This window comes from Candidatus Clostridium radicumherbarum (genome assembly GCF_045310525.1).
Lineage (GTDB): Bacteria > Bacillota > Clostridia > Clostridiales > Clostridiaceae > Clostridium_AT > Clostridium_AT radicumherbarum.
Genome location: NZ_JBJHZY010000006.1, coordinates 13,969 through 30,779, shown reverse-complemented (window position 1 = coordinate 30,779; position 16,811 = coordinate 13,969). Strand labels below are relative to the sequence as shown.

General features: G+C 29.5%; 22 protein-coding genes. 2 read left to right on the top strand and 20 right to left on the bottom strand.

What is annotated here, in order from left to right:
* Positions 1 to 11: 11 nt before the first annotated feature.
* Genes ACJDUH_RS18685 through ACJDUH_RS18660 form a run of 6 tightly spaced genes read right to left on the bottom strand, consistent with a single transcriptional unit; the run spans position 12 to position 6,076 of the window.
* Complete coding sequence (locus ACJDUH_RS18685; RefSeq protein WP_406766744.1) at positions 12 to 866, bottom strand: hypothetical protein; 855 nt, start codon at positions 864 to 866, stop codon at positions 12 to 14.
* Between the two features lie 22 nt (positions 867 to 888).
* The gene (locus ACJDUH_RS18680) at positions 889 to 1,809 is read right to left on the bottom strand and encodes a DUF5655 domain-containing protein (RefSeq protein WP_406766743.1); all 921 of its coding nucleotides are present in this window, start codon (positions 1,807 to 1,809) and stop codon (positions 889 to 891) included.
* Positions 1,810 to 1,824: 15 nt separating this feature from the next.
* Positions 1,825 to 3,090: a restriction endonuclease subunit S gene (locus ACJDUH_RS18675; protein ID WP_406766742.1), complete on the bottom strand. Its 1,266-nt coding sequence runs from the start codon at positions 3,088 to 3,090 to the stop codon at positions 1,825 to 1,827.
* 13 nt (positions 3,091 to 3,103) lie between these two features.
* Positions 3,104 to 4,621 carry a type I restriction-modification system subunit M gene (locus tag ACJDUH_RS18670; protein ID WP_406766741.1) on the bottom strand — a complete coding sequence of 506 codons (1,518 nt, stop codon included), beginning with the start codon at positions 4,619 to 4,621 and terminating at the stop codon, positions 3,104 to 3,106.
* A 2-nt stretch (positions 4,622 to 4,623) separates the two neighbouring features.
* Positions 4,624 to 5,082 carry a DUF3908 family protein gene (locus ACJDUH_RS18665; RefSeq protein ID WP_406766740.1) on the bottom strand — a complete coding sequence of 153 codons (459 nt, stop codon included), beginning with the start codon at positions 5,080 to 5,082 and terminating at the stop codon, positions 4,624 to 4,626.
* A gap of 16 nt (positions 5,083 to 5,098) precedes the next feature.
* Positions 5,099 to 6,076, bottom strand: a complete 978-nt coding sequence (locus tag ACJDUH_RS18660; protein ID WP_406766739.1) for a toll/interleukin-1 receptor domain-containing protein — start codon at positions 6,074 to 6,076, stop codon at positions 5,099 to 5,101.
* A gap of 760 nt (positions 6,077 to 6,836) precedes the next feature.
* Here ACJDUH_RS18660 and ACJDUH_RS18655 point away from each other — a divergent pair.
* A complete protein-coding gene (locus ACJDUH_RS18655) occupies positions 6,837 to 7,106 on the top strand; it encodes a hypothetical protein (protein WP_406766738.1) in 270 nt (89 codons plus the stop codon).
* 151 nt (positions 7,107 to 7,257) lie between these two features.
* Here ACJDUH_RS18655 and ACJDUH_RS18650 read toward each other — a convergent pair whose 3' ends face one another.
* From ACJDUH_RS18650 to ACJDUH_RS18640, 3 genes are all read right to left on the bottom strand, one after another.
* Positions 7,258 to 7,551 (bottom strand): hypothetical protein, encoded by a 294-nt coding sequence (locus ACJDUH_RS18650; protein WP_406766737.1) that lies wholly within the window; start codon positions 7,549 to 7,551, stop codon positions 7,258 to 7,260.
* A gap of 4 nt (positions 7,552 to 7,555) precedes the next feature.
* Positions 7,556 to 8,464 (bottom strand): ParM/StbA family protein, encoded by a 909-nt coding sequence (locus tag ACJDUH_RS18645; protein WP_406766736.1) that lies wholly within the window; start codon positions 8,462 to 8,464, stop codon positions 7,556 to 7,558.
* 170 nt (positions 8,465 to 8,634) lie between these two features.
* Positions 8,635 to 9,045, bottom strand: a complete 411-nt coding sequence (locus ACJDUH_RS18640; protein ID WP_406766735.1) for a hypothetical protein — start codon at positions 9,043 to 9,045, stop codon at positions 8,635 to 8,637.
* Positions 9,046 to 9,249: 204 nt separating this feature from the next.
* Between ACJDUH_RS18640 and ACJDUH_RS18635 the strand changes: the two genes are divergently transcribed.
* A complete protein-coding gene (locus ACJDUH_RS18635) occupies positions 9,250 to 9,651 on the top strand; it encodes a four helix bundle protein (protein WP_406766734.1) in 402 nt (133 codons plus the stop codon).
* Between the two features lie 72 nt (positions 9,652 to 9,723).
* On the opposite strand, the gene ACJDUH_RS18630 is transcribed toward ACJDUH_RS18635, so the two are convergent.
* The 11 genes from ACJDUH_RS18630 to ACJDUH_RS18580 all read right to left on the bottom strand — a co-directional run bounded on the left by ACJDUH_RS18630 (position 9,724) and on the right by ACJDUH_RS18580 (position 16,810).
* Positions 9,724 to 10,164, bottom strand: coding sequence for a helix-turn-helix domain-containing protein (locus ACJDUH_RS18630; protein WP_406766733.1), 441 nt, complete (start codon positions 10,162 to 10,164; stop codon positions 9,724 to 9,726).
* A gap of 94 nt (positions 10,165 to 10,258) precedes the next feature.
* The gene (locus ACJDUH_RS18625) at positions 10,259 to 10,771 is read right to left on the bottom strand and encodes a hypothetical protein (protein WP_406766732.1); all 513 of its coding nucleotides are present in this window, start codon (positions 10,769 to 10,771) and stop codon (positions 10,259 to 10,261) included.
* 171 nt (positions 10,772 to 10,942) lie between these two features.
* Positions 10,943 to 12,073 (bottom strand): hypothetical protein, encoded by a 1,131-nt coding sequence (locus ACJDUH_RS18620; protein ID WP_406766731.1) that lies wholly within the window; start codon positions 12,071 to 12,073, stop codon positions 10,943 to 10,945.
* A gap of 310 nt (positions 12,074 to 12,383) precedes the next feature.
* Positions 12,384 to 12,560, bottom strand: a complete 177-nt coding sequence (locus ACJDUH_RS18615; protein WP_406766730.1) for a hypothetical protein — start codon at positions 12,558 to 12,560, stop codon at positions 12,384 to 12,386.
* Positions 12,561 to 12,592: 32 nt separating this feature from the next.
* The gene (locus ACJDUH_RS18610) at positions 12,593 to 13,390 is read right to left on the bottom strand and encodes an NUDIX domain-containing protein (protein ID WP_406766729.1); all 798 of its coding nucleotides are present in this window, start codon (positions 13,388 to 13,390) and stop codon (positions 12,593 to 12,595) included.
* A 4-nt stretch (positions 13,391 to 13,394) separates the two neighbouring features.
* Entirely contained in the window at positions 13,395 to 13,910 is a 516-nt protein-coding gene (locus ACJDUH_RS18605; RefSeq protein WP_406766728.1) for a GNAT family N-acetyltransferase, read from the bottom strand.
* A 166-nt stretch (positions 13,911 to 14,076) separates the two neighbouring features.
* Positions 14,077 to 14,340 carry a hypothetical protein gene (locus ACJDUH_RS18600; protein ID WP_406766727.1) on the bottom strand — a complete coding sequence of 88 codons (264 nt, stop codon included), beginning with the start codon at positions 14,338 to 14,340 and terminating at the stop codon, positions 14,077 to 14,079.
* A 34-nt stretch (positions 14,341 to 14,374) separates the two neighbouring features.
* On the bottom strand, positions 14,375 to 14,977 hold the full coding sequence (locus ACJDUH_RS18595; RefSeq protein ID WP_406766726.1) for a DJ-1/PfpI family protein: 603 nt from the start codon (positions 14,975 to 14,977) through the stop codon (positions 14,375 to 14,377).
* 40 nt (positions 14,978 to 15,017) lie between these two features.
* Positions 15,018 to 15,827 carry a sugar phosphate isomerase/epimerase family protein gene (locus ACJDUH_RS18590; RefSeq protein ID WP_406766725.1) on the bottom strand — a complete coding sequence of 270 codons (810 nt, stop codon included), beginning with the start codon at positions 15,825 to 15,827 and terminating at the stop codon, positions 15,018 to 15,020.
* A 2-nt stretch (positions 15,828 to 15,829) separates the two neighbouring features.
* The gene (locus ACJDUH_RS18585; protein ID WP_406766724.1) at positions 15,830 to 16,333 is read right to left on the bottom strand and encodes a GNAT family N-acetyltransferase; all 504 of its coding nucleotides are present in this window, start codon (positions 16,331 to 16,333) and stop codon (positions 15,830 to 15,832) included.
* A 27-nt stretch (positions 16,334 to 16,360) separates the two neighbouring features.
* A complete protein-coding gene (locus ACJDUH_RS18580; RefSeq protein WP_406766723.1) occupies positions 16,361 to 16,810 on the bottom strand; it encodes a GNAT family N-acetyltransferase in 450 nt (149 codons plus the stop codon).
* Between the last annotated feature and the right edge of the window lies 1 nt (position 16,811).

Here is a 16,811-nt window from a genome sequence, read left to right as displayed (position 1 = left end):
TCCCCTTTTACTTACACAATAATAAGAAAATATTTTTGTTTATCTTGGACATCTTTCCATTCAATATCATATTCATATGATAATTTAAAACTTTCGTCTTTTTTACCTGTAGGTTTCTCTATTGTTCCGTGTAATCTTTTTTCATCTCTAAATTTAGAATATATACCTTCGTTTTTAATACCACTATAAAAAGCAGAATCTTGAACCACATTTACCGAATAGCATTGAGTAAATCCATTTTGTCTTAATTGCTCTAAAAATCTAATATCTTTGCACATTAAAAACATTTGCTCTGGCACTTGTCCATTTGTAGGGTATTTTAATTCTATACAGTATTTTTCTGTTTTATCAACATTGAATAAAACTATATCCATTTCCTTTTTTAAAGTTCCAGTTATCTGAAAATATGAAACATTTCTTTCAAACTGAATTTTATATTTGCCGCCTAATCTCTCCCTTAAATATATTCCTAATTCGTGTTGCAAACTAAATTCATTGTATATTTCAACAATTCCATTACCTACAAGAGCCATAAAATCTGTTATATTATTTTCTATTTCATGATTCCCACTTTTATTGAAGTGAACCTTTTCAGTTTCAATAACATTATTTTCATTTATATCTAAGTCATTTTCTTTATCTTCTTTAACTATTGAACTTTTATGCCAACTGCTCTTTTTATTTTTGCCACATAAACTGCAAGTATTATGACCTCTGAAAATCATTTGCCTAGCCTCAAGTTCTCCACACTTTTGAAATGCTACTTGCCTTTGTGATAATCCTAATTGTTTCGTCAAGCAATCATCGCATAATACCATATTACTATTTTCATTTATGTAGTTAAAAATATCTTCCCTTATACCCATATTCTAATCCTTCAATTTAAAATTATAAACTTTTCGTTTTATATAACTGCTTTATCAGACTAAATATATACTCAATATCTTCATCATTGCTAATTTGTATTTCATAGTCTCCGTTTCCCCAATGTCCAGTCCTTGAAACATCTCTTGCTATATTTCTTGGGTCATCTAATGTTCCTGATTTAGTATTTAACCATATCTTCAACGCTTTTTTCTGCAAATGAATATCCACCATTACCCTTTTGTTATATAGAAATCCTAATTCTAACTTCTTGGCCTTTATCTCAATGGTATCATCTAGTGATAATATAAATTGCTTTATTTTTTCATATAACTCTACAATCTCTTCACTAGAATTATTTAAGTGCTGCTCTTCTGTATATACTGTAATTTCTTTATTTACAGACTGAACCTCATTACTATTTGTAGATATGGTTTTTATAGATTCTGCATTTTTTGATGATTTAATTTGATTAAAGTAAATTGTATCATTAGCAAATCTTTTTACTTCCCATAAATCGAAAGGTAAGTCCTTAAAATTTATAGATTCCTTTTGAAAGTTATTAAATGCTGGAGAAACAAATATAACTCTTGATTGTGACCAATCCACATCGTCTCTTTTTAGGGTGCTATTACAGTTCTCATTATACTCAAGAATAAAATCCGCCTTATTATTAAGCATCAATGAAAGGTATGCATAGCCCTGATCTATAACACTAAAATTGCTAGTATTTTTATATTCAATTATTACAAAGGATTTACTACTTTCATCAAATGCTAAAGTATCTAACCTAAAATTATTGAAAGAAAACTCTCTTCTAACAAATTTCAAACCAAAGATATTCTCTAAATTGCTCTCACATAATTTATGAAGTTCTACTTCTTTAGAAAATGGCTTTTCTTTTATCTCTTCTAAATTATTGCCATCTATTTTATATAGAAACATAACCTCTCACCTTCTCTATACTACCCTTACTTTTCCTGTTAAGAGTTGCTGCATTATTCCTTTTTTAACTTCTTCTAGTTTATTCTTTTTATTTTCATAACCTTCAATGTTATTATCTAGTGATGATAGAATATTGGCTATCTGTTTTTGCTCTTCCAATGGTGGATAAGGGACTTGTATATGTCTAACTTGTTGAAAGTTTAAACCTTCCCTACTAGAACCACCATTGAAAGAATCTATCTGGTCTTTTACAACCTTTGAATTCATTACCTGAACTAAATATTCTCCATGCCCTTGGTTTAATCTTAAAATACAGACATGCTGATTAACATTTCCTCTACCAAAGCCATTTGGCACTAAGGCACATCTCCCTATTGATGCTCCAGTAATATTTAATAACACGTCACCATTAAAAACTTCTGTTCTCTTCATTTTCTCATTAATCTCTTCACTTATATAAGCAATATCTTCAGTAGATAACTTATTAACAAGCACATTCTGGCTCCTTATAAAAGCGATCCCATCGTCTAAATATACTTTTTGACCGCCTTTTGGTGTGATTCCGCTTCCTACAAATGATGTAATTCCCCCAACTTCTTTAATATCCCACTCTACAGGAATATCCCCAATTTCTGTTTTCTTAAATTCTGTGTGTTTTATTCCATTAGTTAAAAGTCTCTGTATTAGTCCGTTCTTTAATCTTTTAATCTTTTCTATAAGTGTATCTGTATCGTATATTTGTAAATCAATAATAGATAGAATTTCTGCTATTTTTTCTTGTTCCCTTATATCTGGCAGCGGTATTTTAACCTTTGACAATTCTCCTAAATATAAACCTGCTTGGGCTGTTGAGTTACTTCGTTTACTTAACTGATTTTGACATATATCCGACTCTAAGAACTTTGCAAGAAACTTATTATTTAATTTAGCATTACTTTTAATTATTGCAACACTTCTTTGGACAGCAAACTCTCTATCGCTATCAACTACCGCAACCCTTCCAATCGTTCCAACAATCGTCATAAGAACATCACCTTTCTCTATTTTATAGTTCTTATGCATCTGCTTAAAATCCTCTATACTTATAGATTTTTCATTTAATCCATAATTTACTTTCCCATTAAATATGTTTTCAGCACTTAATAATGGAATACCTACATCTGTTCTTTTAGGGGGATTATGAGTTCCATCCTTTATAAGTGTAGTTCCCTCTATTAGCGGTATTATATCCCACTCTTTTGGTATCCATCCTAATTCTGTTTTTTTGTACCCTTCTTTCACCTAATTCACCACCTTATATGCCCTCAAATCCAAGTTCTTGAAGATATCCATTCAATTTTTCTTCATTATAAACAATTTTAAATTTCAGTTCTCTTATTTCATCCAATACTAAATTTATATCAATTTCTTCTTCTTCCTCTGATGTATCTACATATCTGCTTATATTTAAATTATAATCATTCCCTTCAATTGTTTTTAATTCAACTACTTCTGAATATTTTTCCACTAATTCAAAATTATCAAAGGTTTTAATTATCTTTTCAATATCTTCGTCCCTTAATTTATTTTTATTTCCATCCTTAACAAATCCAAAGGAAGCATCAATAAATAGCACTTTTTCTTTTCTATTAATATCTTTATATTTGTTTATAATTAGTAGGGCTGCTGGTATACTAGTGCCATAAAAAATATTCTGTGGCAAACCTATTACCGCTTCTATAATGTCATCTTTCAGCATTCCCTGCCTTATCTTTCCTTCTGCTCCACCTCTAAATAAAACTCCATGCGGAACAACAGTACCCATTCTTCCCTTAGAATTTAGAGACGCTATCATATGCTCTATAAATGCTAGGTCACCATAAGATTTAGGTGGTATTCCATATACAAATCTTCCATATGGATCTTTCTTTGCCTCTTCTTCTCCCCAATTTTTTAATGAAAACGGAGGATTAGCAAGGACTACATCAAATGTTTTTAATATCCCACCATTTGTATGTTTGGGATCTCTTATAGTATCTCCTTTTTCGATGTCTGCTCCTGTAGCATCATGAAATAACATATTCATCTTACAAATAGCCCAAGTTGAAAGGTTTATTTCTTGACCATTCAGCGAAACATTTTTAGAATTTCCACTATGTTCTTCAATATAATGCGTACTGTGAATGAGCATACCACCACTGCCTGTCGTGGGATCATATATTGATTCACCTTCTTTGGGCTTCACTATTCCTACTAAAGTTTTAACTACCTGCTCAGGAGTGTAGAACTCTCCACCCTTTGCACCACCTTGATCTGCAAATTGCTTAATAAGATACTCATATGCATTGCCTAGAACATCTTTACTCTCTAAATTTTCATTTGCTAATGGTAACTCACTAAATAGTATTAGTAATTGAGATAATTTTTTATCTGGTACTCTTTCCTTATCATTATAGTTAGCGGTAGTAAGTACACCTATTAATTCTGCATTTTTAGGTTCATCTTCTATTGACTTGAACGCCTTATCTAATCCTGGCCCTATATTTAATGTTAAGTCTTTTAATGTTGACCATCTTGCTCTTTCTGGTACATAGAAGTTTTCATATATTGAAGGATCTTCTATTAATAAATTTACTTCTTCCTCTGGTAATCCCATAGAAGCAAACTCTTCTTTCTTTTTGCTCTGTTCAACTTGGAACTGATCATTCATCCTCTTTAAAAACAATAATCCAAATATGTAATCCATGTATTGAGCAGCGTTTAATTCTCCTCTTAAAATATCAGCAGCATCCCATAATGCTTTCTCTAACTTTTGTATCGTAAGTTTTTCCATATTTATACCTCTTTACTTATGATTTTTGATTCCTTGCATGAAACAATATTTTTGCAAATTTCTTCTATAATACTTGCTAAATCTTTTTTATAATACTCATTTGTGTCCTCATAACTATTAAATATTAAAATTTCATTATCCTTAAATTTTATTTCAAGCATCTTTTCACTTTCATCCTTAGAGTTCTCTTTTAATATAAATTTATCTATATTACCTAGATTATAAAAGTTAGTAAATATAAAATTATCATTTTCACTAACTTTTAGTATCCTATTATTATAAAACACATAAAATTTAAAACCTTTTTCTTCTACAAATATGTTTTGGGGATAAAATAACTTAATATCCTTTTCCCCAACTATTTCCTCTGCTCTATTTATTATTTTACTTACAATCGCTTCTTTAGTATTGCAGTAAAATCTACCATGAAAATAGTTTTTCATTTCATTATAATTTAGCATTTAAATCACCCCAATTCTAACGAATATAATTAATAACATTCTTCCAAACTTCAAGAGTTACAGACTTTGAGTTCATTATTTCTCTGTTTCCTAATAAACTCATAGTCATTTTTAACCCTAATTTATTCTCCTCCACTTCGCAGGTTATAATTTCATTCATTGAATTATCACTTTCACTGATAAAATTACCATAAGAAAGATTAATAGTTTCCTGTCTTGCTCCTAATCCATTCCCAAGCCATATTTTAACAGCATATTTCTGTGTTCCATCAATATACATTTTAATAATTGTTTTTTTAGATGTAATAGTATCTAATTCAAAGTCAAAATTTCTGTTGCTTTTCTTTGTTTTTTCTAAAAAAATATGCATTCCCTCTATAATATCTAAATAACTTTCTTTCATAAACTTATTTTTATCTCTATCAGTTATTCCAATAAAGTTAGGAATTAGTATATTCTCTTCCATTTCAAAAGAACCCTTACTTGTAATACTCTCTATCTTTTTAGATTTTAAATCTGGTCTTGTACCAAGTTTAGGCTTCTCAATCAATTCAACCTTATAAATCTTATGCAATAATTCATCAAAGGCCTCTTCAAATTTTTTATCATCGGAAAAGTCTATATAATTAACCCCTCTCAAATAGAAAGGTATAACATTTGATTTATCCCCCTTCGTTCTAACTATAGGTATAATTTTCTTTAAATTATCCATTATTGATGGTATTAGAAGATTTGTTTCAAATCCTACACCACCCTGTAAATCATCTGCTTTCCTAGCATAATTTTCAGTTAAAACAAGTATTGTATAATCTTTTTCTTTAATATTTTTTATCATCATATTATATAAATTCACTGTCTCCAATTGAGTCTCAAATACATCAATTGATGTTTCTATGCCATTTTTAAATAATTTACTAACAAGTGCTAAAACCCAGTTCTTGTGTTCCCTACTATCCCAACTATAACTAACAAATGTAGTTGGATCTTTTACCATTTCAATCACGACCTTTATTTACATTAGTTTTCCATATTATTGATTATATCACAAGTTACATCTTTTATTTCTTTCACTATTCATAATTCTATTTTATCACTTTTTATCCTTTAAGTTCTTTTTCGTTCCTATAGACTTTTTACCTTTCTTTAATTGTAATGGGTAAGACTACCATAATCTACTTCCATAATATCTTCTGTATCATCATCTTTATATCATTCAATGGCTTCAAAACTTTTGACTTTAATTCTTCTCCTTTATTAGAAATATTTTATATCCATCACAATAACACTTTTTTGTTGAAAATTAGCAAAGTGAGTTTGGTTTTTTAAATATTTTTATAATAATTTATAACGAACTTTCTAGAACCTATAAAGTTGATATGAGTTCCTAATAGAACGTTGAAGTTACAATTAAAAGCAGTAAAATGGTTTCTTAAAACGACCTTTTCTATTTTAGAAATCACTTTTTCTATTTCTATATATAAGAAGTTGATTTTTTAAATCCAAACATCATAGTCTTTTGGGGCCTTATTAGAGATTTTTAACTTTATTAAACCTTACAAAAATTATATTCTTTGTCGTTTTAGAAACGAACTTACACTGTACCTCTATTACAACCCTAAAAGGCTATAAAACACTTTAAAAAACTTTGAAAATCCATAAAAATATACTTGACTCTATATAGAATGATTTTTTAATATATCTGAAATTGAAGAAAGGATGTGGTCTTTATGATTATTAATATTGATAAGTTTAAGATGATTTCTATGGAGGAATGTTTATCATATACTCCATACCCAAAATTAGAGGCAACACTTGGATATATAGTCCCTCAAGTTATCCAATCAATGAAGAAAAAGTTTGAGAGTGTAGATTCTAATGAAGCAATGCAATATTTTCTACAACAGTCGTTGCTTAGATTAAGCATAAGTAAAAATTGGACAGATATTTCTGTTAAAAATAATCTAACATACGATTACTTATACGTCTGCCTAAAGCGTTGTTATTTGCTATATACAACAAAATAGGCCTATATATATGTATCTAATTTAAATCACATAAATGTAGAAAGCCCTTTACATGGGCTTTTTATATTGGTAAAGGATATTTCAAAGAATTCAATAGTTCTTAAAATTTAAAGGCAAAGACTATATTTAGTATAATCTCTGCCTTCTTCCTTTATAAACTATTAAACATATCAAAGACTTCCATGGGTAGTTCTATTATTTCAGAGTTCACTTCTTTTTTAGTATCCTGCCCAATATTAACTGGACCATAAGATTCTAAAACTTCCCTTACAGCATCTTTTATAATTTCTTTATCTATAACTTGGCTAGTACCTTTTTCTATATAATAAATCACTGCTCTGATAACAAAATCAGTTTTAAAGTTCTGACTTGAGATAATATCATATACCTTTGCAGCATCCTCTCTATCTAAAGAGAAAGAAAGATTTATTCTCTTTGTATCCATAAGATCACCTTCTTAATTCTTGCTGCAATAACAACTTATAGCCTTTGGCATTTGAGAACAAATCAAGATATTCAGCGAACTTAACTTTGTTAGAACTATCAATATAACCTTTTACAAGCATACTACCGCCACCTGCAAAAATATTCGCATTTCTAAGTTCAAATCCAAGTTCAAGAATTTTACTTAACAAATTATCAACATATTCTCCTGTTTTTGCCTGAATAAGTTCTTTTACCTCAATATCAAAGATGACTGGTTGCACTCCCATAATAATATCTGATATTTGGGATTCTGTAAGAGTTACATTTATTTTTAACAACTCTTGTTGTATGCTTGTAAGTAGTGTTATAACTCCATATGGTAGAGAGAAACATGTGGCTGGGTTTATTATTCCATTTTCTATTCTCATAAGGTCTACTGTGTATCCACCAATATCTACTAAATTACATACAACATTCTTATATGCCGTATACAGAAAAGTAAAGGCCGCAAACCCTTGTGGGTACACTTTACTATCTATATCTATCTCATACTCTCTAGAGTTATAGGTAAATCTAATATCCTTTCGATTAAAATAATCTCTAAATTTACCTTTAAGTTTCCCATAGTGTACAATGGGAAGCCCTGTACCTAATAGTACATCAACTTTTTCATCATTAATTCCTGCCTTCTCTAATGCATCCCCAATTGCTGCTAAAGAAATTATAAATGCATCATCGTTTACTGTTTTATCAAGTTGGACACTAAATCTATTACTACCAACATTATAATAATTACCGCCATATTCTAATAAGTTGTGCTTTGATACTGGCATTACATCAGACTTTACATAACCACTATCACCAATAAATCCTTCGCTACTTTTGGTATTTTTGTTTCCATTATCTAAACCTAAAATCAGTTGTTTGATCATAAGACATTCCTCCAATCTTATCTTAAAATATAATCAAGTTCCTTTTTGTACTCTAGCAATTTAATAAATCTTAAAGATCGAAGTCAAGTTTTTTTAAAACTATTATATATAAACAAGTTCACCATTAACCAATATTCAAAGTAAAACATGTTTATATAAAAATATTAAAATTATTGCTCTATTTCATAAACCTTTGCGTATTTATCTAAGAGATTCCCAGCAGTATACCCAACAATAAAATAATTATTATAACTTCCTTTTTTATTATCCTGATACCAACCCAATACTGCCCCTAATGCCCTATTAAAAGCCAGTTCGTGTCTTGCACTTACATGGGAGCAAGTAACAGTTAAGTACCTCATAATAAAACTTTTTAAATACTTTTCATTCCCACAGTTAAGAAACACATTTCTTTGCATTTCGTTTGCCATTAGTTCATTGTCAGCATTTCTAATAATAAAAACAACAACTTGCCCCATTAAATAAAAATATTGTTCATCATGCTCGATATCAAAAAATAAACCTTCTTCAGAATTTCTTTTAACCCACTCTTTTATTTCCCTATAAGTTAAATTGTTCATAATGATCACTCCTCAATCATTAGTTTTAATTTTTATTTTACCTTTTCCATTACATCTGTAACATAACAGATATTTTAGTAAAATTAGATTTTACTTGAATCAATCGTTCGACAAATTCAGACATGCAATGTATTACAAAATTATCTTATTTCTTGATTTCAAAAAATATGTTTGTATACTACTTATAAATCTAAACATGAAAGGATGATATTTATGCAACAATATTCTCAAACCTTTAATATTAAGGACTTTAAAGATCTCCTAGTGTGGCAAAAAGCCTCTCAGGTAAACTATGAAATATATCTTAAATCAAAGAATTTCCCAAAAGAGGAGCGTTTTGAACTGACATCGCAATTATTGAGATGTTCAAGTAGTGTGGCAGCAAACATCGCAGAAGGGAACGGCCAGTTGTATGCTAAAAAAGAAGTTAAATTCTATAATAATGCGTTAGAAAGTTGTTCTGAGGCCCGTTGTTGGATACATATTGCCTTACAGCGAAAATATATTTCTGACGAGGACTACAATTATTTTGACTCTAAACTTATAGAGATTGTCAAAATGCTATACGGCTGTATAAAGAGACTAAATATAATAATCGCTACTTAGATTAAGTTTTTCTTATGCTATTAGAAGTAATAAAGAATGCCTAGATGTCTTATATTCATCTAGGCCTATATTTTAAAGTAATATATTTAGTAAATTTATCCTTCTTATAAGTCCATCAATGTAAATTCCTGATATTTCCCCACTCCTATGGTTATTATCGAGAATATATTGAACAACATCCCATAATAATATCCTCGCTTCTTGAGAGATCTCAATACCTTTTATTGTATATTGCTCTTCTAGTATTATATCTTTTAGGCTCTTAATATCTTTATTAGTTGCATATAAAGAGATCTCTAATAGAGACATGAAAGATACTTCTAAAGTTGCCGATAACTTCTGCAAAATTTCCTGAGATGGTGATACCCGTTTGCTGTTTTCCAACCTTGAGAGATATGATGTTGAAATACCACTTTTTTCAGATACCTCTGTAAGCCTTAATCCTTTTATTTGCCTAATAGATTTAATATAATCTCCTAAACTTGTTGGTAACTCTCTAACCTGCTTACCCACTAAAATACCCTCCTTGTAACTAACTCCAATTATTTAAAGGTATTTTAGTAATTCTATAAATTAAGTTTCAAGTTTAGATATGGGTAGAGTTTATCTAAACTAACAAGTAAATTTTATTTATTATCCTCTTAATATAGTCATTGCTTATATTTCTGTCTGTTATATTGTGCCTATTTAAATACTTCTGTATAACCATTACATCTTTATTATCCTTATTTGTATTTAACAAGTATGCCATAACCTGTAGATGGTGTTCCCTGTCATAATCTTTAGTTTTGTCGATAATTACCTTCTGTCTAATATCATCAATACCAGACATGATTAAAACAACCATACTATATACTTCTTCTATATAGGTGATAGCATCAACCTGCACCTGAAAGTTATCTAATATTTTCTCTATGCTGCAAGGCTTTTTTATATTTCTATTATAGTATTCAAGTACCTCAACACCGCTTGGATCTTTAGAAATACCCGTTTTGAGATAATAATAATAAATAAAACTTATAAGTTCAATTACCAACGAATTCTCTTGCTCCTCATTTAGAGTGGTAAACTTAATAACCAATCTTCTATCAATTTTTTCATTTCCTTCCTCATTACTCATATGCTTCACCTACAATAATTTAAAAAATATCAACGACATAAAACGTTATGCTTCAAATTATAAATACCTACTTGTAATTATCAATACCTACAATATTATCTATACCATTATAAAAAAATGAGGGACTAAGTCTCAAGATTATATATCTTTTGAACCCAGTCTCTATCTTCCTTATACCGCTTCTGTATACGGGCATTCCTTCGTTATTGTGCTACAATCTATTTCAGTGGGATTTACAATCAATGCATGTCCTTTCCAAAATTCCAATACTCTTTTTCTTTCTTCTTTACTTTTAATATTCTTATCCTGAACTTCTCTTATTAAATGCTCCCCAGGAAACATGCTAACCAAGTAATATTCATTTGGATTAGTATAACTCTGATTCAGAATAACAACACATTTATTTGTAAGCATCTTTTCTCCACTTAGTGTAATCCTACTAAAGATATCCCTACCATTTCTCTTAGCATACACAATCTCATGTGTGTCATTAGTTTCTACAATACTTTTATATCCTATATTAAAAGGTAGTTCTATAACCATTTCTACAAATCCATCTTTTAAATTATTAAAGTAGCCTTTGCTTTGCATGTACTTAGTCAAATTATCATATTGTACCCTGAAATCATTTTGGTGAACCGACATATGCTGCTTAAATTTATTACAAGAAATAATTTTATTTTCTTTTACTGCGTCTTTAACAGTATCCCTAATGTAAACTGTATCTCCAAATATGAGTTCCAGGCTACATAATAATTGATCACCAATATAACTTTCGTTACCATTTTCGTCAGTATAGTAGGAAGGGCCGTCATATAACTCTCCCTCAAAATATATTCTTTCTTTTTCAACTGTATAGGGTAACTCAAAAGCAGGGAAAAGATCATATATATTATTAATGTTATCAATCACAAAATCAATACCTACTGATAAGTCTCCAAAAAACTTATTACCGTGATTTGTTGATCCTTTTATATAACTTTGTATGCATCTAACATATTTTCTATTGTATTGATTTCGTAACATTGCCAATATATCATCTTTTGCCATATACCTTTTATTAGATTTTATAAACTCAATAATATTTCCATTATCGAATAAAATGCTAATTGTATCACCACTTTTTGAGGCAAATAAGATACTATCTTCCTGTATAGATAGTAGATTGTTTAATCCAATACCATACTTCATGTCAAGTATCTCTACTAACTTACCATTCTTATACATATCTACGAAATCACCTAAACTCATTGCTTCTTTTACTATCATTTCTCTTGAATTAATTGATTCAAATTTAATCATTGTAATACACTCCCTTTTTTATTTAATTTGTTTTTTGTTGATTTGTTGTAACATAACATAAAATGACTTTTTCAATTAATTGAGGAATGTAAACAATTTGTAAACATTTAATGGATAAATAAGGACCATTACCTGATTAAAGATAATAGTCCCTTATAATTCTATATATTTGCTTTTCTTCCTTACACCATATCATTTATCCTTTTGCCTATTCTATAATATATATGTATTTAGTGAAATTGCCCTAAACATTGATATTTAAGCCTTATGGATACTTTTATAGCGACAAAATGATGACACTTTGAATAGTTCAGCCCTTATCAATCATCATGAAAATCCTTGTTGAGAAAAGTTTTTTCTCGATATTAATAACAGTACCTCCCATAGACTCAATCCGCTCTGTTTTCTTACGTTCATGGCTTTGCCCTTTTAATAAAGATATTACAACCGCTAATACAATAAATATAATTACTACAAAAATCCCCATACACCCTTCATCCACTACTCAATATTAAATACCTATTTCATTGTTTCATATTGCTTTTTATAATCCCTATTCATATTACTTTCAAATTTCTTTAAATAAATACTAGAGAACTCTTCAGCAGATAAATTAAATCTATTTAGTACATCCATATAATACATAAGCACATCCCCTAATTCCTCAACAAACCTTTCTCTAACTTCAGGAGTATTCATTATCTGCTCTTCACCTTTTTTCTTTATTATAGCAATGGCTTCTCCTATTTCTTCTATCATATAGAGTATAAAATTTTTACCGTACTCAGGCTGCATTGGAGGCCATGTATCTTTATGTTTTTGCCATAACTTATAAGACATGTCCAACATTTCAGAAATACTTAAATCAACGTTTTTATTTGGTTCAGTGAATTGATCGATAGTCTTTAGAAATTCAATAGTTCTTTGGAATAAAAATGGCTGAATTAAAGGATAGGTTAGATTATCTGGCATATCATCAAATAACTGCACTTCACCTATTTCTAAGTCAGGTAAATCTTCTAATGCCACTACCTCAGCATAGAAAAGTTGTCCAAAACTTTCTACTCCCTCTCTATCTACCGAATAAATACATATTGGCGATAACCTAAAGTCTTTTGTTCCAGTCTCTTCAAATAATTCTCTTGCTGCTGTATCTTTAATATCTTCGCCTTCTTCTCTATGACCTCCTGGAATCTCCCAGGTTGTCCGCTCTTTATGCCTAACAAATATCCACTTATCCTTATGCCTTGCTGCTATTACTGCAAACTTTAGTTTACTATCTTCAATATTATAAATATCATATGTATTTACCTTCATAATTTTAATAATCTCCTTTCTCAAGTCTCCACCAGAAGCATTCATCATCTTCCCTATAGACTTTCATCCTCAATTTTTTAAGAACTCGCTGTGAAGGTATATTGTCTTTTAGAGTACCTGCAACTATATACTTAACATCCTGGTTAGCAAATATCCACTTAATTAATCCTTCTAATGCCTCAGGCATATACCCTAAACCTCTGTAATTTGCTTCTAGGGAATATCCAACTATAACCTCACCATCTTTATTAGGATATCCTTTTATCATTATATTACCTATAATTCTATTCTCTTCTAGTAAAGCAATAACCCAGAAGGTACTCCATGTATAAACATACTCAGTATCTTTCATTTCATTAAATCTTAACAGCAAAATCTTCTTAAACCTCTCACTAAAGTCTATACATGACTTCTTTAACCCAAATCTTTCTTCCACAAAGTTGAAGTCATTGCTAGATTTCTCTAACATTTCTTTACTTAAAGGTATTATTTCCAATCTATCTGTAATGATATTAAACATATTTCCCCCTAATTTGATGGCTTCAAAAAAATATTGTTTCTCATTGCTTTATATTTTTAATAAATTCATCTATTATTTTTATATCTATAAGATCTTTTTCTCTTCTCAATTCTGCCTTTTGTTTTCTTATACTTAATAAACTGGCCACAGGCAGACCATCAATAAATTATACTTTATCAACAAACCAATTTTCGAGTAATTCAATTTCTCTATTTACTTCCACAATTCTTGTGTTATCTTCTACAACTCTATATTTACATCCCTTTTTTATAAAGCACTCTACCAAATCAGTAGTACATCCTAAATCAATATCTTTTGTGGTTTCTTTTACTCCATGAAGCACTAATGCTGCACCAGAAGTTGTCCAATACTCTTTCGTAGGTAAATTAAGTTCCTTAAGTATATCTATAATGTTACTCTTGTTTAACATCTTGAATTCTCCTAGTAATCTTTTATTCATTAAATTATTTATCATTTCTATAAAATATATAATTCTCTGGTATAATTGGCTTCCTTATGCCACTAAACCATGTTTCATCACAATCAAAATTTAATTTATACCCTATCTCTATAGCAAATTCTCTATAGGCCAATCCTATTGCAGTAATAATATTTTCATCTGTAACAAGCGGTGTCCTTACTATATTATCCCTGCTAATAAACTCATATTTATCAATATCTTCTTCAAATAAACCAGCACAATACTTTTTACCTTCAAGAACCCCAGCCTTTGCTAATAATATTGGAGAACTTGAAATACTTGCAATAATAATATCTTTGTTATTTTTAAACTGTCTTAAAAAATCTATATATCTTTCATCATTTAGAACATCTGGGAAGCACCACATACCAGGTAAAACTAAGCAATCATAATCATCTATACTAAATTCGTCTAACGTTTTATCTGGAACAAAATGAAATCCTTCTTCGCTATTAACAGGGTTTCTTTCAGCAGAAAAAACAATAATTTCTTTTTCAAAAGCCTTAAAAACTGCCGATACTATACTTATTTCATAATTACTAAACTCTGGATAAATTAATATAGCCGCTCTTTTTTGTTCTATCATAATAATTTCATCTCCTTATAAATAAACGAAGTTATATCTCCTAATATCCTTTTGTTCTTAATGCATAAATAGATTTTCTCAATGAATCACTTGTCTTTACTTCTACAACTGTACTTAAATTATGGAACCTAGCAAATTCTACTTTTGAACTTATATCTATAATCCCATCATAAAGACTTATATGATCTTTAGCAGCATCACAATCATGCAAGTGCATATGTACTATTTTATTTTCATTATTTAAATAGAAATTACTAGCCCTGTAATTGTCTTTTGCATCATGTCCAACATCCCAAGTAAAATATATATTCTCCAATTTGCTCAGCATGTTAAATGCATCTTTAATAAAATCAGGAAAAGCAGTATTTTCTACACATAACATTATATCGTTTTGCTTTGATATATTTATAATTTTATCAACAGAACCCATTAAATTATCTATAAATTTATCCTTGTTAATTTCATATATCCAGGCCTTATGATTTGGCAAGGAAAAATATACTCCAGAGTTAATATGAATATTTATCTTTTTAATTCCTAGTTCTGCTCCATAGTTAGATAACTCTTTAAACAATTCAATATTCGCAGTTCTTATAGAAGGATAAAATACTGCAAAATCTATTTCTTCAGGAAAATGCATTGTAAACTCTAGATTATTAGCCTCAATAGTTTTCTTTAACCTGCTTATATTATTATTTTCAGCCATACAATAAGGAAGATTCATGTTAAGTTCTATAAAATCTAAACCTAGACTGCTGCATAAGTCTATATCCTCTTCTATGCTTTTAAATTCAATAAGTGTGGGCATTCCTAATTTAAAACTCATGTTTTCACCTTTTTCTAATCTCATTATTATAATTCAAAGAGATATGAAACTTCTTCTAATACATTATTACCCTTAACAACTATCTTTTTATCTATTAATTTTCCACCTAAATCCTCATAAAACTTACTTGATTTGTTTTCACTAAAAGCCCAGACTACCATATATTTTGCTCCTTGTCTTTTTAGCCTTTCTGATACTGCCTTAAATAATCTATGTCCTATTCCTTGTCTTTGATGATCCTTTAAAATATAAATTGTATACAATGTGCTGTCATATTCTTCTTCAAAAGTATTTATAGAGCCTGATGCAAAGCCTACAATTTCTCCATCATCATTTTCAACAACATATATAAATTCCTTGGTATCAGTATTATTGAATACTCTATTATTCCATTTCCTCGCTTGTTCTTCATATGTACGACTTTTTAGATATTCTTCCGAAATAAAATTACAATAAGTTGTATTCCATGTATCAATATGCACCTTAGCGATACCATCAACATCATTTATAGTGGCTTCCCTTATAATCATCTTCCATCACCCTATAACCCTTTCAACTTACAATATCCACTCATATCTACACTTTTGTCTATCTCCTAGTTGATACATCTCATTATCTTCAGGTAAATCAACTATCTCTAAAAGATTTGCACCTATATTTTCACAAGTCTTTCTTGATTGAATGTTATTGGGGTTATTAGTTATAATTACCTTGTCCATTTCGTGTGCTACAGCAACTTGTTTTACTAACCTACAGGATTTTGAAGCATAATGGTGTCCTCTATACATTTCTTCGATTTCATATCCAATATTCCCACCATAATAAGTATTCCTGTTATGTCCAATTCTAATATCTATTCTACCAATTCTATCTTTACCGTTATGTAGTCTGATTTCGTATTTATACGCAGGTAAATATCCTTTTGGCTCATCCGTCTCAGCCTTTTCTTCAATAACTAAGTCAATTTCTCCGTCAGATAAATAATCAAAATCCAGAAATTCAAACAAA